This is a genomic window from Caulobacter sp. SL161, assembly GCF_026672375.1.
Taxonomy (GTDB): Bacteria; Pseudomonadota; Alphaproteobacteria; order Caulobacterales; family Caulobacteraceae; genus Caulobacter.
Genome location: NZ_JAPPRA010000001.1, coordinates 229,981 through 253,035 on the forward strand (window position 1 = coordinate 229,981; position 23,055 = coordinate 253,035).

The 23,055-nt window shown below is 67.1% G+C and carries 23 protein-coding genes, 1 pseudogene and 1 riboswitch; of the genes and pseudogenes, 11 read left to right on the forward strand and 13 right to left on the reverse strand.

From position 1 onward, the window contains the following. Positions 1-264: 264 nt before the first annotated feature. Positions 265-353: riboswitch (glycine riboswitch) on the reverse strand. A 195-nt stretch (positions 354-548) separates the two neighbouring features. Genes OVA11_RS01265 through OVA11_RS01280 form a run of 4 tightly spaced genes read left to right on the forward strand, consistent with a single transcriptional unit; the run spans position 549 to position 4,402 of the window. Further along, on the forward strand, positions 549-1,733 hold the full coding sequence (locus tag OVA11_RS01265) for a divergent polysaccharide deacetylase family protein (protein ID WP_268065696.1): 1,185 nt from the start codon (positions 549-551) through the stop codon (positions 1,731-1,733). Positions 1,734-1,755: 22 nt separating this feature from the next. After that, positions 1,756-2,244 (forward strand): RNA pyrophosphohydrolase, encoded by a 489-nt coding sequence (locus OVA11_RS01270; protein WP_268065697.1) that lies wholly within the window; start codon positions 1,756-1,758, stop codon positions 2,242-2,244. A 30-nt stretch (positions 2,245-2,274) separates the two neighbouring features. Further along, positions 2,275-3,600, forward strand: coding sequence for an alpha/beta hydrolase (locus OVA11_RS01275; RefSeq protein WP_268065698.1), 1,326 nt, complete (start codon positions 2,275-2,277; stop codon positions 3,598-3,600). Positions 3,601-3,652: 52 nt separating this feature from the next. Continuing rightward, positions 3,653-4,402: an alpha/beta hydrolase gene (locus tag OVA11_RS01280; protein ID WP_268065699.1), complete on the forward strand. Its 750-nt coding sequence runs from the start codon at positions 3,653-3,655 to the stop codon at positions 4,400-4,402. A 9-nt stretch (positions 4,403-4,411) separates the two neighbouring features. On the opposite strand, the gene sugE is transcribed toward OVA11_RS01280, so the two are convergent. From sugE to OVA11_RS01335, 11 genes and pseudogenes are all read right to left on the reverse strand, one after another. Next, on the reverse strand, positions 4,412-4,732 hold the full coding sequence (gene sugE, locus OVA11_RS01285; protein WP_268065700.1) for a quaternary ammonium compound efflux SMR transporter SugE: 321 nt from the start codon (positions 4,730-4,732) through the stop codon (positions 4,412-4,414). Between the two features lie 109 nt (positions 4,733-4,841). Further along, entirely contained in the window at positions 4,842-5,546 is a 705-nt protein-coding gene (locus OVA11_RS01290) for a hypothetical protein (protein ID WP_268065701.1), read from the reverse strand. A gap of 208 nt (positions 5,547-5,754) precedes the next feature. After that, entirely contained in the window at positions 5,755-6,015 is a 261-nt protein-coding gene (locus tag OVA11_RS01295) for an ATP synthase F1 subunit epsilon (protein WP_010921274.1), read from the reverse strand. Further along, the gene (locus OVA11_RS01300; RefSeq protein WP_268065702.1) at positions 6,015-6,266 is read right to left on the reverse strand and encodes a hypothetical protein; all 252 of its coding nucleotides are present in this window, start codon (positions 6,264-6,266) and stop codon (positions 6,015-6,017) included. Before OVA11_RS01300 ends, OVA11_RS01295 begins: the two co-directional genes overlap by 1 nt. Next, positions 6,266-7,885, reverse strand: a complete 1,620-nt coding sequence (atpD, locus tag OVA11_RS01305) for a F0F1 ATP synthase subunit beta (protein ID WP_268065703.1) — start codon at positions 7,883-7,885, stop codon at positions 6,266-6,268. The genes OVA11_RS01300 and atpD overlap by 1 nt, the downstream gene beginning before the upstream one ends. A gap of 47 nt (positions 7,886-7,932) precedes the next feature. Beyond that, entirely contained in the window at positions 7,933-8,808 is an 876-nt protein-coding gene (locus OVA11_RS01310) for a F0F1 ATP synthase subunit gamma (protein WP_010921277.1), read from the reverse strand. Positions 8,809-8,842: 34 nt separating this feature from the next. After that, the gene (atpA, locus tag OVA11_RS01315; protein ID WP_062094896.1) at positions 8,843-10,375 is read right to left on the reverse strand and encodes a F0F1 ATP synthase subunit alpha; all 1,533 of its coding nucleotides are present in this window, start codon (positions 10,373-10,375) and stop codon (positions 8,843-8,845) included. Between the two features lie 49 nt (positions 10,376-10,424). Beyond that, a pseudogene (locus tag OVA11_RS01320) lies at positions 10,425-10,980 on the reverse strand (F0F1 ATP synthase subunit delta). A gap of 192 nt (positions 10,981-11,172) precedes the next feature. Then, positions 11,173-11,412: a PaaI family thioesterase gene (locus tag OVA11_RS01325; protein ID WP_268065705.1), complete on the reverse strand. Its 240-nt coding sequence runs from the start codon at positions 11,410-11,412 to the stop codon at positions 11,173-11,175. A gap of 154 nt (positions 11,413-11,566) precedes the next feature. Further along, positions 11,567-11,890: a CC_3452 family protein gene (locus OVA11_RS01330; protein WP_164468237.1), complete on the reverse strand. Its 324-nt coding sequence runs from the start codon at positions 11,888-11,890 to the stop codon at positions 11,567-11,569. A 245-nt stretch (positions 11,891-12,135) separates the two neighbouring features. After that, positions 12,136-12,552 carry a hypothetical protein gene (locus OVA11_RS01335; RefSeq protein WP_268068868.1) on the reverse strand — a complete coding sequence of 139 codons (417 nt, stop codon included), beginning with the start codon at positions 12,550-12,552 and terminating at the stop codon, positions 12,136-12,138. A 134-nt stretch (positions 12,553-12,686) separates the two neighbouring features. Between OVA11_RS01335 and OVA11_RS01340 the strand changes: the two genes are divergently transcribed. The 5 genes from OVA11_RS01340 to OVA11_RS01360 all read left to right on the forward strand — a co-directional run bounded on the left by OVA11_RS01340 (position 12,687) and on the right by OVA11_RS01360 (position 16,946). Next, on the forward strand, positions 12,687-13,985 hold the full coding sequence (locus tag OVA11_RS01340) for an acyl-CoA dehydrogenase family protein (protein WP_268065706.1): 1,299 nt from the start codon (positions 12,687-12,689) through the stop codon (positions 13,983-13,985). A 205-nt stretch (positions 13,986-14,190) separates the two neighbouring features. Further along, positions 14,191-14,841: a LemA family protein gene (locus OVA11_RS01345; protein WP_268065707.1), complete on the forward strand. Its 651-nt coding sequence runs from the start codon at positions 14,191-14,193 to the stop codon at positions 14,839-14,841. A gap of 10 nt (positions 14,842-14,851) precedes the next feature. Beyond that, positions 14,852-15,742: a TPM domain-containing protein gene (locus OVA11_RS01350; RefSeq protein ID WP_268065708.1), complete on the forward strand. Its 891-nt coding sequence runs from the start codon at positions 14,852-14,854 to the stop codon at positions 15,740-15,742. 13 nt (positions 15,743-15,755) lie between these two features. After that, on the forward strand, positions 15,756-16,445 hold the full coding sequence (locus OVA11_RS01355; protein WP_442780884.1) for a TPM domain-containing protein: 690 nt from the start codon (positions 15,756-15,758) through the stop codon (positions 16,443-16,445). 69 nt (positions 16,446-16,514) lie between these two features. Then, entirely contained in the window at positions 16,515-16,946 is a 432-nt protein-coding gene (locus tag OVA11_RS01360) for a DUF1330 domain-containing protein (RefSeq protein WP_268065710.1), read from the forward strand. 3 nt (positions 16,947-16,949) lie between these two features. On the opposite strand, the gene OVA11_RS01365 is transcribed toward OVA11_RS01360, so the two are convergent. After that, entirely contained in the window at positions 16,950-18,695 is a 1,746-nt protein-coding gene (locus tag OVA11_RS01365) for an N-acyl-D-amino-acid deacylase family protein (protein ID WP_268065711.1), read from the reverse strand. 121 nt (positions 18,696-18,816) lie between these two features. After that, a complete protein-coding gene (locus tag OVA11_RS01370) occupies positions 18,817-21,219 on the reverse strand; it encodes a TonB-dependent receptor (protein WP_268065712.1) in 2,403 nt (800 codons plus the stop codon). A 265-nt stretch (positions 21,220-21,484) separates the two neighbouring features. On the opposite strand from OVA11_RS01370, the gene OVA11_RS01375 reads away from it, so the two are divergent. Continuing rightward, positions 21,485-22,672 carry an acetyl-CoA C-acyltransferase gene (locus tag OVA11_RS01375; protein ID WP_268065713.1) on the forward strand — a complete coding sequence of 396 codons (1,188 nt, stop codon included), beginning with the start codon at positions 21,485-21,487 and terminating at the stop codon, positions 22,670-22,672. Between the two features lie 206 nt (positions 22,673-22,878). Beyond that, positions 22,879-23,016 (forward strand): hypothetical protein, encoded by a 138-nt coding sequence (locus tag OVA11_RS01380; protein WP_268065714.1) that lies wholly within the window; start codon positions 22,879-22,881, stop codon positions 23,014-23,016. Positions 23,017-23,055: the final 39 nt, after the last annotated feature.

A 23,055-nucleotide genomic window follows, 5' to 3' on the forward strand; every position in this document is an offset into this window, starting at 1 on the left:
GATTTTCGGTCACATGAAATTTGAATACAAAAGAGAAACGACTAAACCGCGAAAACCTAAGAGGCGATCGCGCTATAAATATCATCTCGGCGAATTTTTTTGATCTATACGCTTGCTAACACACACAGGGGCCTGGACGGGTCGAAGCGACACGCCTTCTGCCCCCGCTGTCCTTGGCGCCTGAGAGATTCAGCGGCCGACCAGACGGGCGGCGGGCCTTGCTCCTTCGGCGAGAGCGGCGCGCGCTCTGCTTTCCAGCGTTCAACGTCTCGCGCGGTCCTTCTGCTTGAGCGTTTCCGGGGCGGTTTCGCCTTCAGCGCCGGGCAAGGCCCGATCTCTCCCGCGAGAGGCCTTTGAGGAAAGAGCATGGGCGAGGATCGTCAATCCGCGTCCGGAAGACTTTTCGACCACGGGACGCCCACGCCCGCGTCCGTTGCAGAAAACGATGATTTCAGCGGCGCCCGCGTCGCCGCGCCGCGCCTCGGATCGGGTCTGGCCATATCTCGTTAACCATATCTTCGAAGCTTGCCCGCTAGGGTGAGGACGTCATGGCCGTCTCGTTTTCGCGCAAGCCCGCCTACGCCGCCGCCGCGCCCGCTTCGGGCGCGCCTGGTGATCTGCGCGCCAAGTTCATGGCGGCGATCAGCAATCCCTATATCAGCGCCAGCGGCGCGGCCCTGCTGTTCCTGGCGTCCGTTGCGACCCTCGTCTTGATCACCAGCGATCCGCACGCCGGCTCGCCCGTGATTCGGCTCGAGCTGACCAAGATCGGCGCGACCAAGAACGCGCCCGACGGCTGGCGCGAGGCGCTGGGCGGGGATCCCGCCCATGAGGCCAGCCTGGTCCCCGGCGAACTGGGTCTTTCGGCCAATCCGTTCGGCCCGATCATGGCCAAGGCCGAGGGCGAGGCGCCCATGGCCGAAGGCCTGGAGAACGCGCCCGCCATTCCGCAAGGGGCGGGCCTGCCCCAGGCGCCGATCGCCGGCTTGAGCGCGCCCGGCCCCGGCGGCGGCTTGCTGCCGATCATCGCCGCCGATGGTCGGACAGCCGCCGAAGCCTATGCCCGCCCGTTCACGCCGAACGGTCGCCCCAAGGTCTCGATCGTCATTGGCGGCCTTGGCCTGAACGCTCAGACCACCCGCGCGGCGATCGAGACCCTGCCCGGCGAGGTCACCCTGTCCTTCGCCCCCTATGCCGAGGGCCTGCAGGGCTGGATCGATCTGGCGCGCGCCCACGGCCACGAGGTGCTGCTGGAAACGCCGATGGAGCCGGCCGACTACCCCGCCAACGATCCGGGTCCCTACACCCTGATCGCGGCCAATCGCCCCGACGATACGGTGCGCAAGCTGGAATGGCTGATGTCGCGCGCCACGGGCTATTTTGGCCTGTCCAACTATCTGGGCGCCCGCTTCGTCGATAACGACCAGGCGATGAACACCTTCAACGCGACACTGAAAGCGCGCGGCCTGGCCTTCATCGACGACGGTTTGGCCGCGCGGCGCGCAGGTCCGATCCCCCGAGCCTCAGCCGATCGGGTGATCGACGACGAACTGTCCGCCAGCGCGATCGACGCGCAATTGCGGGCGCTGGAAACGGGCGCGGCCAGCCGAGGCCAGTCGCTGGGCTCAGGCTTCGCCTATCCGGTGACGATCAACCAGGTGCGGGCCTGGGCCGCCGGCCTGCAGGCGCGCGGGATCCAGCTGGCCCCCGCATCGGCCCTGGCGCATCGCTGAGCGCCTTGAGATAAGCTCAGGCATGACTGAGCTGGACCATCCTCAACATCGCCCCAATGTCGGCGTCGTGCTGTTTCACCCGGACGGCCGCGTCTGGCTGGGCCGCCGCCATCGCCAGGCTCCGCCCTACAACTGGCAGTTCCCGCAAGGCGGCGTGGATGAGGGCGAGGATCTCGAGGTCGCCGCCCGTCGCGAGCTCGCCGAGGAAACCGGCGTCACGTCCGTGGAACTGCTCGGGCGCACCGAGGGGTGGATCACCTACGACTTCCCCCCCCAGGTCATGGCCAATCCCAAGCACGCGCGCGGCTGGCGGGGTCAGAAGCAGGTCTGGTTCGCCTACCGCTTCGTCGGCGAGGAGTCGGAAATCGATCTGGAAGCGGACGAACACATCGAGTTCGACGCTTGGCGATGGGGCAGGCTCGACGAAACGCCCGAACTGATCGTACCCTTCAAGCGCGGGGTCTACGAAGCGGTGGTCGCCGCGTTCCAGGGGTTCGCGCGCGGGGACTGACCGGTCCGCCGCCGCGAGGGGGAGAACTGAATGGCGGGAACGGTTCTGTTGATTCATGGCTACGGCTGTGCGGGGGACGTCTGGGGCCCCGTCGCCGAGCGTCTCAAGGCTGAAGGCTATCGCGTCGAGGCGCCGACGATCCGATCGGCCGTGCGGACCGTCGATGGCCCCAAGCCTGGCGTCGCGGGCTTGAGCCTGGCTGACTATGTCGCCGAGATGAGCGCCCTGGCCCAGACCCTGGCCAAGGAGACCGGCAAGAAGCCGCTCGTCTTCGGCCACTCGATGGGCGGCCTGATCGCTCAGAAGCTCGCCGAGGCGGGGCATGCCTCAGCCCTGGTGCTGTTCGCCCCCGCGTCGCCGGCGGACGCGCGCGGCAAGCCCAAGCTCTCGCCCGTCTTCACCTTCCTCAACATGGCCCTTCAGGCCAAGCCCGAGACCAAGGCGGGCAAGATGTGGAAGACCGGCTTCAAGTTCGGCGTCATGAACGCGGTGCCGGCCAGCCGTCACGACGCGCTCTACGCCACCATGGTGCATGACAGCGGCCAGGTGCTGGCCGATCTGGCCTGGCCGGACAAGGATCCGAACAGGACCGCCTATGTCGACTCCGCCAAGGTGACGGTTCCGATCCTGGTGCTGGCCGGCGCCCTGGACCGGACGACCCCACTGGATGACGTGCAGCGGATCGGCCGCAAGTACGCCAGCGCCGATATCAAGATCTATCCCAACAACGCCCACTATCTCATAGACGAGCCGAACACGATGAAGATCCTCGATGACGTGATCGCCTGGCTGCGGGGCAAGACCCAGACCCCCGCCGCCAAGGCCGAACCGGCTCCTCCGCCGGCCGCTCCGGCGCCCGCGCCGGAACCGGCGAAGGCGCCCGAGCCCGTCCCCGCCGCCGCGCCTGAACCCGTGAAGGCCGCCGAGCCGGCCTCCCCGCCCAAGGCCAAAGCCGCTCCGAAGGCCGCCGCCAAGCCCAAGGCCGACGCCAAACCAAAGGCGACGGCGAAGGCTCCGGTCGCCAAGAAGGCCGCGCCCAAGGCCAAGGCTGCGCCGGCGGCTGAAGCGCCAGCCAAGTCCGCCGCCGCGCCAAAGGCGAAGGCGCCCGCCGCGCCAAAGGCCGCTGCGGCTGCAAAGCCCAAGGCCGAGGCCAAGCCCAAGGCGGCGGCCAAGGCTCCGGCCGCCGAGACGGCGCCTGCCGCCAAGAAGCCCGCAGCTCCCAAGGCTGCGGCGAAGCCGGCCGCGACGACTGAGGCCAAGGCCGCCCCCGCCGCTAAGAAGCCCGCCGCCCCCAAAGCGGCCAAGGCCCCTGCGACAAAGGCGCCCGCCAAATCCTCGCCCAAGGCCAAGAAGTAAGTGTAGGCTGACCCCGCCGACTCTGTTCGTCGGCGGGGTGTTAGGGGCGTTCATGCGCGCACCGGTGATTATGGTCCACGGCGCCTTCTGCGGCGGTTGGACGTTCGATACGTTCCGCGCGCCGTTCGAGGCGGCGGGTCATCAGGTGATGACCCCCGATCTGATCGGTCACGACGGAGCCAGCAGCGCCGCCGGCGTGTCGATGACGGACTACGCCCACCAGATCCGCCGCCTGATCGAGACCTGCGACACGCCGCCGATCCTGATTGGCCACTCGATGGGCGGGCTGGTGGCCCAGATGGCCGCCGCCCGCGCGCCCGTCTCGAGACTGATTCTGCTGGCCCCGTCCGCGCCCTGGGGCGTCTCCGGCGGCAGCCTGGAAGAGGCCGTCTCGGCGGTCAGCCTCTATGCGTTCGGACCATACTGGATGCAGGCCATCGCCCCGGACTATGGGGTCGTGCGCCGCTATAGCGTCGACCGCCTGGAGCGCGCCGAGCGCAAGGCCATCTTCGCCCGCATGACGGCCGAGAGCGGTCGGGCGCTGTGGGAGACCCTGAACTGGTGGCTGGACCCGTTCATGACCACCAATGTCCGCGCGCCGGCCTGTCCGGTTCTGGCCATTGCGGGCGGCAAGGACGTCATTCATCCCCCCGCCACGGTGCGCCAGACCGCCGCGCGCCTGGGCGGCCAGGTCGAGGTGTTCCCGGACATGAGCCACTGGCTGCCCGGCGAACCCGGCTGGGAAATGGTGGCCGAACGCTGCCTGGCCTTCATCGCCGCCGAAGGGCGCGCGGCCGCTTGACCGTCAGGCCTACTGCGGGCTGAAAACCTTCAGCCCCAGGATGCCGGCCACGATCAGTCCAAAGCAAACGAGCCGCGCCGCCGTCGCCGGCTCCTTGAACACGATGATCCCGACGATCGCCGTGCCGACCGCGCCGATGCCGGTCCAGACCGCATAGGCGGTCCCCAGCGGCAGGGTCTTCACCGCCCAACCCAGCAGGCCCATCGAGATCACGAGGCTGACAGCGGTCAGCACGCTCGGAATGGGCCGCGTGAAGCCTTCGGTGAACTTCAGGCCCACGGCCCAGCCCACTTCAAACAGTCCGGCGACAAGAAGAATGATCCAGGCCACGACGAGCCCCACTTCCAAAGGCGGGGCCGTCCCCGGAAAAGCAAAAGGCGCGGGGTCGTCCCCGCGCCTTCGCTAGATAGGTCGGCCTCCGGGAGGAGGCAACTGAGCCTTAGCGGCTGGTCGTGCTGTACAGGATCTGCGCGCGCTCGAAGTTCTTGCCGACCGAGGTCTCGTCCAGCTTCTTCAGACGCATGTAGACGAGGCCCGCACGACCGCCGGCCCAGGCGTCGTCCCACGAGACGGTGAAGCGGCGGAAGTCGCTGCCGACGGTCTGGTCGTTGCGGATCAGGCGCAGCTGCGGGCTGTTCTCCCAGGTCGCCCAGTCGTGCAGGCCATTGGCCAGCTCCTGAGCCTGCTCGGGGGCCTGCGAATAGTCGATGGTGACCGTGCAGACGTTCTTGTTCGAGCCCGGGTTGTCCAGGGTGACGTTGAACGGCTTCTCCAGCGCGAAGACCCACTGCTCCTTCTTCTTCTTGAAGCCGTAGTCCTTGACGAGCTGGGCGAAGTCGCCGCCGGCCACTTGCGGCTTGCAGACCTTGTCCAGCACGTCGAGCAGGCGGACGGTGAAGGGGTCGGTGGTGCGCGGACCGCGAACCGGCGCGACATAGGTGTCAGCGGCGGGCGCAGCTTCGGCGGCCGGGGCGGCGACGGCGGGCGCGGCTTGGTCAGCCGGCGCGGCGGGAGCGGCTTGATCCGCCGGGGCCGGCGTAGCGGCCGGGGTAGACGCAGGAGCAGTGGTTTGCTCTTGGGCGAAGGCGGAGGTCGAGACCGCGCCGAGGGCGATCAGGCTGACGAGCGCAAGGCGCATAGGCAAGGTATCCCCAACAAGACGAGAGGTCGGCATTAAAACCGACAGACGGTCCCTCGCAACCCTTATGGGCACGGATTAAGACCAAGATTAGGCCACAGGTGTAATTTTATCTCCCGTGGCGCGATGGAAGATCGCTCTCGGCGCGAAAACGCCCTCGATCCGGGGGGACCGAGGGCGCTTTAAGCTGTGCAGACGCACACGACGATGCGGATCAGGCCGCTTCGACAGCGTGCTCCGCCAGGATGGTGAGGCCTTCGGGACCAACGTCCGCGAAGCCGCCCTGGATGTCGAACACCTTGGTGGTCGCGCCGTCCTTCACGGTCACCTTGCCTTCGCGCAGGGTGGTCATGAACGGGGCGTGGTTGGCCAGAACACCGAAGTCGCCTTCGGCGCCCGGAGCCTGGACCATGTCCACCTCGCCCGAGAACAGTTCGCGCTCGGGAGCGACCAGAGAGAAGTGCAGCTTGGCCATCAGTTGAACGTCTCCTCGACGCCGCCCAAGGCGGCCTCGATGTCTTCATCGGTCTGGATCTCGGTTCCGCAGAACGGGCAGAAGCGGATCGTCGCCAGCACGACGCCGGTTTCGCCCTCTTCTTCCCGCTCGCCGAGATTCAGCAGGATCAGGCCGCTGTCATGCTCGATCAAGCCGGCGTTGGTGTCCGGAGACACCGCTTCGGCCAGCTCGTCGCAGCAGAAATTGGCCAGGTCCGCGTCTTCGGTCATTAGGCTTCAGCCGCCATCTTTTCGGCCTTGGCCACGGCTTCTTCGATCGGACCGACCATGTAGAAGGCGCCTTCCGGCAGGTGGTCGTACTCCCCGTCGACGATGCCCTTGAACGAGCGGATCGTGTCCTTCAGCTGGACGAAAGCGCCCGGCGTGTTGGTGAACTGCTCGGCGACGTGGAACGGCTGCGACAGGAAGCGCTGGATCTTGCGGGCGCGAGCCACGACCAGCTTGTCCTCTTCCGACAGTTCGTCCATGCCCAGGATGGCGATGATGTCCTTCAGGGCCTTGTACTGCTGCAGCACTTCCTGGACGCGGCGCGCCACCGTGTAGTGCTCTTCGCCGATGACCAGCGGGTCCATGATCCGCGAGGTCGAGTCCAGCGGGTCCACGGCCGGGAAGATGGCCTGGGCCGCGATGTCACGCGACAGAACGGTGGTGGCGTCCAAGTGGGCGAACGAGGTGGCCGGAGCCGGGTCGGTCAAGTCGTCGGCGGGCACGTAGATGGCCTGGACCGAGGTGATCGAACCCTTGTTCGTCGAGGTGATGCGCTCCTGCAGGTTGCCCATCTCGGTGGCCAGGGTGGGCTGGTAACCCACGGCCGACGGGATACGGCCCAGCAGAGCCGACACTTCGGCGCCGGCCTGGGTGAAGCGGAAGATGTTGTCGACGAACAGCAGCACGTCCTTGCCTTCTTCGTCACGGAAGTATTCCGCGATCGACAGGCCGGTCAGGGCGACGCGGGCGCGAGCGCCCGGGGGTTCGTTCATCTGGCCGTACACGAGGGCGCAGCGCGAGCCTTCGGTCGAGCCGTTGTTGGCCTTCGGGTCGACGTTCACGTTCGACTCGATCATCTCGTGATACAGGTCGTTGCCTTCGCGGGTGCGCTCACCCACGCCGGCCAGAACCGAGTAACCGCCGTAAGCCTTGGCGATGTTGTTGATCAGTTCCTGCATCGTCACGGTCTTGCCGACGCCGGCGCCGCCGAACAGGCCGATCTTGCCGCCCTTGGTGTAGGGGCACATCAGGTCGATGACCTTGATGCCCGTGACCAGCACTTCAGCGGTGTTGGTCTGCTCGGCGAAGGACGGGGCGTCACGGTGGATCGTGCGGCTGATGTCCGAACGGATCGGGCCCTGTTCGTCGATCGGCTCGCCGATGACGTTCATGATGCGGCCCAGGGTGCCCGGACCGACCGGCACGCGGATCGGCTCGCCGGTGTCGCGCACGGGCTGGCCACGAACCAGACCTTCGGTGGCGTCCATGGCGATGGCGCGGACGGTGTTTTGACCCAGATGCTGGGCGACTTCGAACACCAGGCGCTGGCCGGTGGCTTCGTTGACGGTCTCGACGGCGTTCAGGATCGCCGGCAGAGCGCCGTCGAACTCGATGTCGACGACGGCGCCGATGATCTGGACGAGGCGGCCGGTGGCGCCTTCCAGGCCGGCGGCGGGAGCCTTCGGCGCGGCGGCGGCCTTCGGAGCGGCCGGCTTCTTGGCGGCCGGAGCCTTGGCGGCGGCGGGGGCCTTGGCGGCGGCGGCCTTCGGAGCAGCGGCGGCCTTGGGGGCGGCGGGCTTCTTGGCGGCGGTCGCCGGCTTTTCAGCGGGGGTCTTGGCCATGGCGTTGCGGTCTTTCGGTCTCTGCGTGCTTGTGTCGTTAGGCTAGATCAGACGGCTTCGGCGCCGGAGATGATCTCGATCAGCTCCTTGGTGATCTGGGCCTGGCGGGAACGGTTGTACTCGAGGGTGTAGCGCTTGATCATGTCGCCGGCGTTGCGCGTGGCGTTGTCCATGGCGGTCATCTGGCTGGCGTAGAAGCCGGCCATGTTGTCCAGCAGGGCCGAGAGGATCTGGACCGTCAGGTTGCGCGGCAGCAGGGTCTCGAGGATGGCCTCTTCCGAGGGCTCGTACTCGTAGACCGCCGTCGGGCCCGAGGCGGCTTCGCCGGTCTCTACCACGGCCGGGATCAGCTGCAGGCCCGTCGGGATCTGCTGCACCACCGACTTGAAGCGGCTGTAGAACAGGGTGACGACGTCGGTCTCGCCCGCTTCGTATTCGCGGGTGATGACGTCGGCGATCGGCTGGGCCACCGACAGCGTCAGCTGGCGATAGGACGACAGGTCAAAGGTCTCGACGATCCGGCCGGCATAGGGCTTGGCGAGCTGCGCCGTCACCTTTTTGCCGACGCAGACCACGCGGACATCCTTGCCCTGGGCGATCAGCCCGTCGATGTGGGCGCGCGCGGCGCGGACGATCGACGAGGTGAAGCCGCCCGCCAGGCCACGATCAGCGGCGGCGACCACCACCAGGTGGCGGTCATCGCGGCCCGTACCGGCCAAGAGCTTCGGGGCGCCGTCGCCGGACACGCCGGCGGCGAGGTTGGCGATGACGCTGGCCAGACGCCGGGCGTAAGGACGGGCGGATTCCGCCGCGTCCTGGCTCCGGCGCAGCTTGGCAGCCGCCACCATCTGCATCGCTTTCGTGATCTTTTGCGTCGCTTTGACGCTCGAGATCCGATTGCGCATTTCCTTCAAGCTGGCCATTCGGCGCTACTCTCTCCGAGCGGTTCCGAGGGGCTTAGGCGAAGGTCGACGAGAAGCTGTCGAGCGCGCTCTTCAGCGTGTTCTCCAGATCCTTGTCGAGCGCCTTCTTGGTGCGGATGCCTTCCAGCAGGTCGGCGTGCTGGCTGTGCAGGCGGGCCAGGAACTCGCTCTCGAAGCGGCGCACCGACGAGGTCGGGATGCCGTCGAGATAGCCGCGGGTGCCGGCGTAGATCACGCAGACCTGCTCTTCGACCGACAGCGGCGCATATTGCGGCTGCTTCAAGAGCTCGGTCAGGCGCTCGCCGCGGGCCAGCATCTTCTGGGTCGAGGCGTCCAGGTCCGAGCCGAACTTCGCGAAGGCGGCCATTTCACGATACTGGGCCAGCTCGCCCTTAATCGGGCCGGCGACTTGCTTCATGGCCTTGATCTGGGCCGACGAGCCGACGCGCGACACCGAGATGCCGACGTTCACGGCCGGACGGATGCCTTGGTAGAACAGGTCGGTTTCCAGGAAGATCTGGCCGTCGGTGATCGAGATCACGTTGGTCGGGATGTAGGCCGACACGTCGTTGGCCTGGGTTTCGATGATCGGCAGCGCCGTCAGCGAGCCCGAACCGTTGTCTTCGTTCAGCTTCGCGGCGCGTTCCAGCAGGCGCGAGTGCAGATAGAAGACGTCGCCCGGATAGGCTTCGCGGCCCGGCGGGCGGCGCAGCAGCAGCGACATCTGACGGTAGGCGACGGCTTGCTTCGACAGATCGTCATAGATGATCAGGCCGTGCAGGCCGTTGTCGCGGAACCACTCGCCCATGGCGCAGCCGGCGAACGGGGCCAGGTACTGCAGCGGGGCCGGCTCCGAGGCCGAGGCCACGACGACGGTCGTGTATTCCAGGGCGCCGTGCTCTTCCAGGGTCTTGACGATCTGGGCGACGGTCGAGCGCTTCTGGCCGATGGCGACGTAGACGCAGTAGAGCTTGGCGCTCTCGTCCTTGCCGGCGTTCACGGCCTTCTGGTTCAGGATGGTGTCGATGGCGACGGCGGTCTTGCCGGTCTGACGGTCACCGATGATCAGCTCGCGCTGGCCGCGGCCGACCGGGATCAGGGTGTCGATCGACTTCAGGCCCGTCTGCACCGGCTCGTGCACCGACTTCCGCGGAATGATGCCCGGGGCCTTCACGTCGACGCGGCGACGCTCGGTGTACTGGATCGGGCCCTTGCCGTCGATCGGCTCGCCCAGCGGGTTGACGACGCGGCCCAGCAGGCCACGGCCGACCGGCACGTCCACGATCTCGCCGAGGCGACGAACTTCGTCGCCTTCCTTGATTTCCTGGTCCTGGCCGAAGATCACGGCGCCGACGTTGTCGCGCTCGAGGTTCAGGGCCATGCCCTTCACGCCGGCTTTCGGGAACTCCAGCATTTCGCCGGCTTGGACGTTGTCCAGGCCGTAGATGCGGGCGATGCCGTCACCGACGGACAGAACCTGGCCGACGTCCGAGACGGCGGCTTCCTCGCCGAAGTTGGCGATCTGCGACTTGAGGATGGCCGAGATTTCGGCGGCGCGGATGTCCATGGTCTTCAGGGCTCTCTGCGATCTAATCTTTTTGGGCGCGCTTATACGCTCAGGCGCGCTTCAGGGCGAATTTCAGGGAATCGAGCTTCGAACGGAGCGAAGCGTCGAAGAGACGCGAACCGACGCGCACCTTCAGACCGCCCAGGAGGGACGGATCGACGCGCGTGGAAACTTCGGGGGGTCTTGCCCAGGGCCTGGGCCAGGGCGGTTTGCACGCCCTTCAGCTGGGCCGGCGACAGGGCGGCGGCCGAGACGACTTCCGCCGTCACCACGCCGCGATGCTTGGCCGACAGCTCGACGAAGGCCGAGATCGCGCCCAGGAGGTCGCCGGTGCGACCGTTGGCCGCGACGAGGCCCAGAAACTTGGTGGTCAGCATGTCGAACCGGGCCTTCACGGCCACGGCGACGAGACCCTTGCCCTTGTCCTCAGCTGAGAAGGCCGGGCTTTCGATCAGGCGGCGCAGGTCGGCGCTGTCGGCGATCATCGCCTTCAGGCTCTTAAGGTCGGCCTCGACCTTAGCCAGATTGCCGTTCTCGATCGTCAGTTCGAAGAGGGACTGCGCATAGCGCTGACCCGCATCCGTCGCCTTGGTTTCGTCCGCCACTTGGTATCCGCCCGGTGCGTTGCAAATCGCCGCCGACAAGAAGTTTAACCCTCATCGCGACTTAAAGGCTTGAACGCGCTTGAAAAAAGCACATGGACGGTCGGCGCTGACGCGCCGCCCCGTCCGAAGCCGCGCGCCTGATAACACGGGCCTTTCGCAGTCGCAACCAAAGGGGAGCAACCGAGCGCTCGCTCAGACCTCGGAGCGACGGAATATCGCCGAGCCCGAAGCCGCCAGGCCGCCATCGGCCCGGCGCAGCTCCGCCTGCGCGAAGATAAGGCTGCGGGTGGCGCGTTCGATCCAGGCCTTGGCTTCAAGCTCGCCCGCGACCTCGGCTGCGCCATAGTCCACGGTCATCGAGGTCAGAGACGCGCCCTCGCCTGCGGCCTTGTACAGAACGGATTCCAGTTGGGCGGCGAGGCTCTTGTCCATGGGCTTCAACTAGTCCTGTCGCCGAAAAAGAAAAAGAGGCGGCGGGAAAACCCGCCGCCCCATTAAGGCGAATGCTCGAGGAAACAGCCAGACCGGGCCGGAGAAACGGCGGCCCAAAACGCGTCTGGGTACTAGGGTAAAGCGATAGGTGTTCTTACTTAGCCGCGACCTTGGCCGAGGCGTTGCAGCGGGCCAGGTCTTCGGCGTCCAGCGACTTGGTTTCGCCGCCGAAGGCCGCGACGCGACCCACTTCCTTGGCGAGCGCCTTGCAGGCGGCCGCAGTGAGGGCGCGCGAGGGGGCCTGGGCCGAGACGCACTCGGCGCCCTCGCAGACAAACACGGCGCCGCCGGCCACAACCTTGGTCTTGGCCGCGACGGGCGCGTCCAGCGCAGCGGCGATGCGACCGTCGGCGAAGGCCGAACCGGCGAACATGGAAACAGACAGGGCGGCGACAGCCGCCAGCGAACGGAGCTTCATGAGAGAGCCCTCCGGCTTTGGGGACGTTGCGGTCAGATCGAGGATCGGTGAAAACGCGTACTGGCCGCTCGACCCCGGGGATGACGGCGCCGGTATCCCCACCGGTGCTTCGGGTCCGAACTAAGCATCGCTTAGATATCAGTGATAAGAAATTGCGCAAGGGCAATTTTGCTTGCGCGTCGCATTTTCGGAAAACGCAGATTTCTAGCGAAACACGGCCCGACTCGCGCGGAAACGGCGAGCCGCTACAGGCCGAGGATGGAGTCGATGCGGCTTTCGGCCTTGGCGTGGATGGCGCGTTCCTCGACCATGCCCTTGGCGCGGGCGTAGCGGCCGTCCTTGCCGACCCGGCGCTGGATGCCGTCGGCGGTCAGCACGGGTCCCGGACCGGCCGGATCGGTGAAGGCGCTCATCAAGGCGGCCATGGTCGCGCCGATGAAGGCGGCGGCCACCGGCCCGATCGCGCCGACCCACCCTTCGCCGAAGAGGGTTTGCAGACGATCGATCAGAAGCTCGCGGTTCGGCTGCTTCTCCATCACCCCGATCATCCAGAGGACCGAGCCCTCGACAATCGCGGCCAGCAGCACCGGCAACACCACGCCCAGCACCCGCGGTCGGACGAAAAGTCCGAGCGCTGCGCCGATGATCGCGAAGGCGGCCATGGTGATCATGCGGCGAGTGTAACCCCGTTCTGGTCAAGGACCGGTTAAGGCCCGTTCCGCAGGGGCACGATTGGCCCCCGCCGCCGCCCGCGCTTTAGTCGCCGTTATAAAGAGAACAATGCGCGCAGGGAGGCTTGACCATGGACTTCCGACTGTCACCGGAACTTTCGGCCTATCTCGAAGAGCTCGACGCCTTCATCGCGAAGGAGATCGCCCCGCTCCAGGCGAAGGACGACAACCAGCGCTTCTTCGACCACCGCCGCGAATGGGCCCGCACCGACTGGGACGCCGGCGGCCTGCCGCGCCACGAATGGGAGGAACTGCTCGCCAAGGCCCGCAAGCTGGCGGACCAGGCGGGCCACTACCGCTATGCGCTGCCGAAGGCTTACGGCGGCCAGGACGGCACCAACCTTGGCATGGCGGTGATCCGCGAGCATCTGGCGAGCAAGGGTCTTGGCCTGTTCAACGACCTGCAGAACGAGCACTCGATCGTCGGCAACAATCCGTTCGTGCTGATGATCCGCGACTTCGGCCGGCCCGACCAGCAGCACCTGATCGAGGACATGCTGGATCGCGGCGCCTTCCGCCCCACCTTTGGCCTGACCGAGCCCGACCACGGTTCGGACGCGACCCACATGGAGACCCAGGCGGTCCGCGAGACGCGTCATGGCCAGGCCGGCTGGCGGATCGACGGCGAGAAGATGTGGACCACCGGCATGCACGTGGCCACGCACTGCTGCCTCTTCGCGCGCACCAGCGGTCAGAACGGCGACGCGCGGGGCATCACCGCCTTCCTGGTCCCGGCTCACGCGCCCGGCGTGAAGATCGAGGAGTATCTCTGGACCTTCAACATGCCGACCGACCACCCGCGCGTCAGCTTCACCGACGTCTGGGTCCCCGACAGCGCCATGTTCGGCCCGGAAGGCGGCGGCCTGGCCCTCGCCCAGCACTTCGTCCACGAGAACCGCATCCGCCAGGCCGCCTCGAGCCTCGGCGCAGCCGTCTACTGCATCGAGGAGAGCATCAAGTACGCGCGCGCCCGCAAGCCGTTCGGCAAGGCGCTGTCGGAAAACCAGGCCATCCAGTTCCCGATCGTCGAGCTTTCGACCCAGGCCGAGATGCTGCGCCTTCTGATCCGCAAGACCGCCTGGGAGATGGATCAGATGTCCAAGCCGGAGGTCGAAAAGCGCCTCTCGGACAAGGTCTCGATGTGTAACTACTGGGCCAACCGCCTGTGCTGCGAGGCCGCCGACCGGGCGATGCAGATTCACGGCGGCATCGGCTATTCACGCCACAAGCCGTTCGAGCACATCTACCGCCACCACCGCCGCTATCGGATCACCGAGGGCGCCGAGGAGATCCAGATGCGCAAGGTCGCCGCCTGGCTGTTCGGCTATATGGGCCCGCGCAAGCAGGCCTTCGCGGAAAGTTAGGCCGCGCGCCTCAGGATGAGGAGCCTTGTGCGATCCGCGCCGTTGTCCTCACTCTCTGGCGCGCGCTCGTGAGCAGCCTCGAAGGACGCCGAGAGCCAGGCGAGACATGTCGAAGGTTTAATCCTGCGCGACCTGACGTAGTGTCATGGCCACGCTATCTAACAGCGGTATGCGGAAAGATATGACCGCATCTGGAGGGCTCTTGATGAACCGTGTCGCCATCTCTCGATTTGGCCGCAACGCCGCGCGCGTCGCTCTGGTCGTCGCCATCCCCGCCACCCTGGCCGGTTGCGGGATCAACACCATTCCCACCCAGGACGAGGCGACCAAGACCGCCTGGGCCGAGGTGCAGAACCAGTACCAGCGCCGCGCCGACCTGATCCCGAACCTGGTCGCGACCGTGAAGGGCTATGCGGCCCAGGAAAAGGACGTGCTGACCGCCGTCACCCAGGCCCGCGCCAGCGCCACCCAGGTGAAGGTCGACGCCTCGACCATCACCGACCCGGCCCAGTTCCAGAAGTTCGCCGCCGCCCAGGACCAGCTGTCGGGCGTGCTGCGCCGCCTGATGGTCATCCAGGAGCAATATCCGGACCTGAAGTCGAACCAGAACTTCCTGGCTCTGCAAAGCCAGCTGGAAGGCACCGAAAACCGCATCACGATCGCGCGGCGCGACTACAACGAGACCGCCCAGAAGTACAACACGACCCTGCGGACCTTCCCCAGCCTGCTGTGGGCCAAAACCCTCTACAGCGACCAGAAGCCGGCCCAGCTGTTCCAGGCCACCGCCGCCGCCCAGAGCGCGCCGACGGTGGACTTCTCCAGCCCGCCGACGGCGACGCCGCCGAAGGTGCAGTAGGCCTGTGGCCATGACCGCTTTCATCCTCCCCCGTAGAACGGGGGAGGGGGACCGCGAAGCGGTGGAGGGGGCGTCCAAACGCCGCTTGCGCCCCCTCCGTCACGGCGCGCCTACGCGCCGCGCCACCTCCCCCGTTGCACGGATGAGGATGTGGCTGTTGATGCTGGCGGCGGCGCTCTTCGCCCTGCCCGCTCTGGCGGAGCCGAAGTTCCCGGCGCTATCGGGCCGCGTCGTCGACGAGGCGCAGGTGCTGTCGCCCGAGGTCGAGCGCGATCTCTCCGACAAGCTCGAAACACTCGAGACCCGCACCGGCCATCAGCTGGTGGTGGCGACGGTCAGCAGCCTGCAAGGCTATCCGATCGAGGACTACGGCTATCGCCTGGGCCGCACCTGGGGGATCGGCGACAAGGACAAGGACGACGGCGCGATCCTGCTGGTCGCGCCCAATGACCGGCAGGTGCGGATCGAGGTCGGCTATGGCCTGGAGCCCGTCCTGACCGACGCCCTGTCCAGTGTAATCATCCAGTCGGCGATCCTGCCCAAGTTCCGGGACGGCGATCTCTCCGGCGGCGTGGTCGCCGGCGCCGACGCCATGATCGAGCAGCTGGGCCTGCCGCCCGAGGAGGCCAGGGCGCGTGTGGCGGACGCCGCCCGTCCCGAGCGTCACGAATCGCGTGGCTCGCCCATCGTCGGCTTCCTGATCTTCCTGTTCGTGATCTTCGTGTTCTCCAGCCTGTTCCGGGGCCGGCGCGGCGGCCTCGGCTCGGCCCTGCCCTGGATCATCCTCAGCGCGCTGAACAACAGCGGACGCGGCGGCGGAGGCTGGAGCGGCGGTGACGGCGGAGGCTTTTCCGGCGGCGGCGGCTCGTTCGGCGGCGGCGGCAGTTCGGGACGGTGGTGAGATGGTAAGGCGCATGACCCCCAACGATCTCGACCGCATCGCCCAGGCGGTGGCGCAGGCCGAGAAGACCACCGCCGGTGAGATCTTCTGCGTCCTCACGCCCGAAGTATCGGACTACCGCGAGACGCCGTTGGTCTGGGCGGCTGCGGCCGCGCTGGTGCTGCCCGCCGGCGCCCTGCTCGCCGGCTTTCGCCCCGAGATGCTGACCCGCCTGTTCGGCGGTTGGAGCGTGGGACACCAGGCGGCTCAGGACGGCGCGATCCTGTCGGCGCTCTCGACCTATATCGTCCTGCAACTGGTGGTGTTCGTTCTCGCGGCCCTCTTGGTGTCGATCCCGCCGATCCGCCGGGCCCTGACGCCCGGCGCGCTGAAGACCGCCCGCGTCAAGCGCGCGGCGATGGAGCAGTTCCTCAGCCACGGCCTGCACGTCACCCGCGACCGCACCGGCGTGCTGATCTTCGCGGCCCTGGCCGAGCATCGCGTCGAGGTCATCGCCGACGAGGGCATCTACAAGGCCGCGCCCAATGCTGTCTGGGACGAGGTGGTCGCCGACCTCGTCGCGGGCCTCAAGCGCGGCAAGGTCGCCGACGGCTTCGTCGCCGCCGTCACTCGCACCGGCGCGATCCTCGCCGCCCACGTCCCCCCGCGCGGCGACGACCGCAACGAGCTGGCCGACGGTCTGACGATCCTGCCGCGGCGGTGACGCTAAGGAAGGCTGGCGGAACGCCTCGCCTAGGCGTCATCATCGTCGCCAAGGCAGAGGGGAAACGCCATGTCCAACATCGACCCGACCCGCGCGCAGTTCGACGCCTTCAAGGCCCTGCCGCGCGACACGCCGATCCATATGCTGAACCTGATCCGGCTAAAGCCCCTGGCCGACTATCCGGTCGGTCACCCCAATCACGGCAAGGGCATGACGGGCCTGGACGCCTATCGCGAATATGGCCGCACCTCCGGCCCGATCTTCGAGGGACTGGGCGGGCGGCAGGTCTGGGCGGGCAGCCCCGAGGTGGTGCTGACCGGTCCGAGCGACGAGCGTTGGGATCTCGCCTTCATCGCCGAGTATCCCAACGCGGGCGCCTTCCTGGCGATGGTCACGAACCCGGAGTACCGCGAGCACGTCAAGCACCGTCAGGCGGCGGTGGAAGACTCGCGGCTGATCCGCTTTTCGCCCTTCGCGCCCGGCAAGGGCTTCGGCGAGTAGCCACTACTCGGCCGCCAGGGCGAGGGGCGCGGCCTGGACGCCACGCACGAGGCGGCCAGGCAAGGCCCCGGTCGGCTCGCCGTCGCGCTGGGTGACGACGCCGGCGACGACCGTGGCGACATAGCCGTGCGCGCGCTGCGTCAGGCGACGCCCTCCGGCGGGCAGGTCATAGGCCACGCGCGGCGCTTCCAACCTCAAGCCCTCGTAGTCGATGACATTGAGATCGGCGCGATAGCCGGGCGCAATCAGGCCTCGGTCCAGCAGACCCACGGCTTGGGCGGTGTCGCGGCTCTGGCGAGCGATCATCGTCTCCAGCGGGATCCTTGGCCCCCGCGTCCGATCGCGGGTCCAGTGGATCAGGTTGCTCGTCGGGAAGCTGCCGTCACAGATCATGCCGACATGCGCCCCGCCGTCGGACAGGCCCGGCACGGTGTCGCGATGGCTCAGCATGGCGAAGCTGGGATCCAGCGATCCGTCGGCGTAGTTCAGGAACGGATGGTACAGCATGCCCCGCCCGTCCTGGGCCAGCATGGCGTCCAGCGCGACGGCGGCCGGGTCGCGACCCTCGCGCGCGGCGATCGCGGCCACGGTCTTGTCGGCCGTCGGCTCATAGTCCGGATCGACGCCGCCCATCGGATAGAGATTGTCCCAGGCCCGCAGCGCGCTGCCGGCGAAGGGCCCCCTGGCCTCTCCGTCGTGGGCCAGCAGCCGGGCGCGGAACGCCGGGTCGGACAGGGCCGCAACCTTATCCGCCAAGGGGCGGTCCTTCAGCGCGGCGAAGACCGGGTTCTGGCTGAACGCATTGAGCGTCAGCTCTAGGCCAAACAGCACCCCGACCGGACGGCCGCAGACCTGCGCCTTGATCGGCAGGCCGGCGTCGACGGCGGCGGCGACGCCATCCAGCAGCGTCCGCCACCCCTGCGGCGCCTTGGGGCTCTGGACCAGCGAGAACGACAGCGGCCGCCCGGACCGCTCGACGATCCGGCGCAGCATGGCCAGCTCGGCGGGCCCTTTGATGAAGTCTGACACCACCTGCAGCACGCCCTTGCCGGCGGCCGCCAAACCGAGCGCGATCCCCGTCAGCTCGTCCTCGCCGGCCGTCAGGGTCGGAGTCGGTTGGCCATCGCTGGTGCGGTGATTGAGAGTTCGTGAGGTGGAGAAGCCCAAGGCCCCCGCCTCGACCGCGCGCCGGGCGATCGCGGCCATGGCGGCGATGTCGGCGTCGGTCGCCGGCTCCCGGTTCGCGCCACGGTCGCCCATGACATAGACCCTCAAGGCCGCGTGCGGCAGCTGGGCGCCGACATCCACGTCGAAGGCGCGGCCGGCCAGGAAGTCGAGATAGTCGGGAAAGCTCTCCCAGGCCCAGGGCAGGCCCTCGGTCAGCACGGGAAAGGGAATATCCTCGACGCCTTCCATCAGGCGGATCAGGCGGTCGTGGTCTTCCGGACGACACGGGGCGAAACCGACCCCGCAATTGCCCATCACCACCGTGGTCACGCCGTGACCGGAGCTAGGACCCAGCTGGCCGCTCCAGGTCGCCTGGCCGTCGTAGTGGGTGTGAATATCGACGAAGCCCGGCGTGACGATCCGCCCTCGGGCATCGATCTCATCGGCGCCGACGGCGAGGCCCTTGCCGACCGCGACGATAACGCCGTCCCGCACGCCGACATCGGCCTGGAAGCCCGGCCCGCCCGCGCCGTCGAACATCACGCCGCCCCGCAGGACCAGATCGTAGGCGCGATCACCCATGGCCGTCCTCCCGTTATCTTATCGTTGTTCACCAAGGTGCGCCCGGCCGGATAGAGGCGTCAAGAAAAAGGGCGGCCGCCGAAGCGACCGCCCCTTCCCCGTTCCGGGAAGGTGTCTACCCCTAGAACGACTTCCTGACCGTCACGCCCATGGTGCGCGGTTGCCCCACGGCGTAGCCGAGGCGGGCGCGACCGCCGCGTTCGCGGTCGAACGACAGCAGGGCGTTCTCGTCGAACAGGTTGTTGACGTAGAGCGTCAGATCTACGCCGTCTGGCATCTCCAGGCCGGCGCTGAGATTGACGATCTCGTAGCTGGGCAGCTCGAGATTGACGACCGTCGGGACCGTGCCCGTGGCGCCGCCAAAGGCCAGGCCCGAGACGAACGAGCGCGGATTGTTCTCCTGGTCGCTGGCCTGGGTGAAGCGGTTGCCGACGTGCTGCAGCGAGGCCTTCAGGTAGCCGTTCACGCCCGGGCGGACTTCCTTGCTGTAGGTGACGTCGAACGACACCTGGAACTTCGGCACCGACGGCAGGCGATTGCCTTCGCGGATGCCGCCGATCACCGCGCCCGTCCCGTCCTTCACGGTCGAGTCGAACTCGGCTTCCAGCAGGCTGCCCGACAGGCCGATGTCGAGGCCGTTGGCCAGACGCGCGGTCAGCTCGGCTTCGACGCCCTTGGTGTGGGCCTTGGGCACGTTGAACACGACACGCGACGAGCACGAGCCGGCGTCCAGAGTGGTCTGCAGGTTCTTGATGTCGGTGTAGAAGGCCGCCGCGTTCAGGGTGACGCGCCCGAACCGCGACTTCACGCCGCCTTCGTAGTTCCACAGCGTCTCGTCGTCATAGTTCTGATAGCCGCCGAAGATCGCGCGGTCCTGGGCCGAGCACAGCGGGATGTTCAGCGGATCGTTCACGCCGCCCAGACGGAAACCCTTCGAGGCCTGGGCGTTGAAGGTGACCGTCTCGCTGGCCTCATAGCTGAGCAGGAAGCGCGGCGTGAAGCCGTCCGACGAGGTCTTGTCGGTGCGGTTGTCGCCGTTGGCGAACAGGCCGCCCGACTTGAACTGGCGGGTTTCGCTGAAGTCGTAATAGCGGCCGCCCGCCGTCGCGGTCAGCTTGCCGACCGTATAGTTCAGCTCACCGAACAGGGCCTTCTGCTTGATGTCGTAGGGCAGGTAGGCGTTGTAGGGCGAGTCCTTGCCAAAGCCGTTGGCGACGGCGGCGGAGGTGCCCACGCCCAGGACGGCGTCGGTGTAGGTGTCATAGCCGGTGGTCGGCAGGCGCTGGTTGTAGACGCGGTCGACCTTCGAATAGAAGCCGCCGATCACCCACTGCAGCGGACCATCGCTGGTCGAGGCCAGGCGCAGTTCCTGGGTGAACTGCTCGAGGTCGGTGGTGTCGCGCAGGTTCGACGGCAGCAGCACCGCCGCCGCCGGATAACCCAAATCCACCGAGACGCTACCGGTCAGGGCGCTGGCGTCGCGGCTGACGGTGATGTCGCGGCTGATGAAGCTGGTGACGCTAGTCAGGGTGGCGGCGTCGAACTTGAAGTTGGCGGTCATGTCCGCCAGCAGCGTGTTGTCCGAGAAGCGCTCGTCCAGCAGCAGGTACTGCTCGCGCTCACCCAGCTGGATCTTGGGCCGGGTGGTGGTGTTGTTGTTGGCGAAGAGGTTGAAGGTTTCCTGGCGGTTGAAGCCGCCGGCGCGGATCTCCTGGTAGACGACGCGCGGGGTGAAGCTCACCTGCTCGTTCGGCTCGATATAGAACGACAGACGGCCGCCGCGACGCGTGCCGTCATTGACGTTCTTGTCGATCTTGCCGCCTTCCTTGCGGGCGTCGATGAAGCCGCCGTACTGGGTCAGGTAGCCGACGGCGCGCATGGCGATCTTGTCGGAGATCGGGATGTTCACCGCGCCCTTCACGTGACCGCCGAACGCGTCGCCGTCGACGAGGTTGGCGTTGGCCTCGAACGTGCCCTCCGAGACGCCCAGCTTGGGCTGGTTGGTGATGTAGCGGATCGTGCCGCCCACCGAGCCCGAGCCGAACAGCGTGCCCTGCGGACCACGCAGGGTCTCGACGCGGTTCAGGTCGAAGAGATCGACATCCGGCGTGAACAGCGACAGCGAGATCACCGACTCGTCGAGATAGACGCCGACCTGTTCCTTGACGCCGGGCTGGTCGCGAACGACCTGGCCGGCCGAGACGCCACGCACTGACACCTGGCTCTGGCCCGGGCCGAGGTTCTGGATCGTCAGGCCCGCCACGTTGCGCGACAGGTCTTCCAGGGTCACCGCGCCCGAGCGCTGGATGTCCTTTTCCGTCTGGGCGTTGATGGAGAAGGGAATGTCCTGGATCGTCGCGTCGCGCTTGGTGGCGGTGACGATGATCTCCGCGATGGCGTTCGGATCAGCCTGCTGCGCGGTGGCCACAGACGGCAGCGCCACAAGGCCCGCTCCCAGAAGCGAAGAGAGCGCGCTGGCGCCGAACAATGCACGCGCACGACCGCGCGACGACACGATGGTCATGATTTCCTCCCTGGTGTTTTTGGCGTTCTTGGAGTTGCCACTCCCGACGCACCGGCAGGGTTCACCCTCGTCTTGATGAAAGTCAACGCGAAACGAAGGCATTAGAATCAGGGCGTTAGACACAGATAACACTGTGATCACAAAGCCACGCTGGAGCCCCTGAAGGGATGGTTTTCCTTTACGCACGCGTGATCTTTCGCACCGCAACGAGACGGTCTAGGGTGGCCACCAATTCAAACTAACGTTTAACGGGGAGTGCGCCTCTATGCGCGAAGCGGTCATCGTCTCTTACGCCCGCACCGGTCTGGCCAAGTCGGTCCGTGGCGGCTTCAACAACACCCATGGCGCGTCGATGGCCGGCCACGCCATCCAGCACGCCGTGTCGCGCGCCGGACTGGAAGGGGCTGAGGTCGAGGACGTGGTCCTGGGCTGCGGCGGTCCCGAAGGCGCCACCGGCATGAACGTCGCGCGCAACGCCGCCATGTGGGCGGGTCTGCCGGTCACCACCTCGGGCCAGACCATCAACCGCTTCTGCTCGTCGGGCCTGCAGGCCATCGCCACGGCGGCCAACTATGTGCGCAATGACGGGGCCAATGTCGCCATCGGCGGCGGCGTCGAGTCTATCTCGCTGGTCAATGCGGGCGGTCATATGAACCGCTTCCACATCACCGAAGAGAAACTGATGCAGACCCATCCGGCGCTGTGGATGGCGATGATCGACACCGCCGACATCGTGGCCAAGCGCTACAATGTCAGCCGCGAGTACCAGGACGAATACGCCCTGCGCAGCCAGCAGCGCATCGCCGCCGCCCAGGCCGCCGGCCTGTTCAAGGACGAGATCGTCCCGATGGCCACCAAGATGAAGGTGGTCAACAAGGAAACCAAGGAAGAGTCCTTCGTTGACTACGTGGTCGACAAGGACGAGTGCAACCGCGCCGACACCACTCTGGAAGGCTTGGCCAGCCTCAAGCCCGTCATGGGCGACGGCAAGTTCATCACCGCCGGTAACGCCAGCCAGTTGTCTGACGGCGCCGCCGCCGTGGTGGTGATGGAGGCCAAGGAAGCCGAAAAGCGCGGCCTGACCCCGCTGGGCGCCTTCCGCGGATTCGCCGTCGCCGGTTGCGAACCTGACGAGATGGGCATCGGCCCGGTCTTCGCCGTGCCGCGCCTGCTGGAACGTCACGGCCTGAAGGTCGACGACATCGACATCTGGGAACTGAACGAAGCCTTCGCCTCGCAGTGCCTGTACAGCCGCGATCGCCTGGGCATCGATCCGGAGAAGTACAACGTCAACGGCGGCTCGATCGCCATTGGCCACCCCTTCGGCATGACCGGCGCCCGCTGCGCCGGCCACCTGCTGCTTGAAGGCAAACGCCGCAAGGCCAAGCTGGGCGTCGTGACCATGTGCATCGGCGGCGGCATGGGGGCTGCGGGCCTGTTCGAAATCTTCTGATTTCGGCGCGCGGCGCCCTTTCCGTCCGCGCGATAGGCTCGTGAATGAAAAAGGCCGGGAACCGTCGAGGCGGTTTCCGGCCTTTCTTGTCGGGTCAGGTTGAAGCGCAGAGCCGCCAGCGACTTGAACCCCATGTCGGCGGGGCCATCTGTGCTCCTGTCGGCGTTAGCGATTGTCGCGACACGACGCAGACCAGAGACCCCACCATGGCCAGCAAGGCCTTCTTCGCCCTCGCCCTCCTGATCGCCGCCGCCATCGGCCTCGCCCTGCCGACGCCCGGCCCGGCGCCCAAGCCCCAGCCCACCCAGTCGTCGTTCGAGACGATCGCTATCAGCAAGGGCTGAGAACAAAGCAAAAAGGGCTCCCGGCGAACCGGGAGCCCT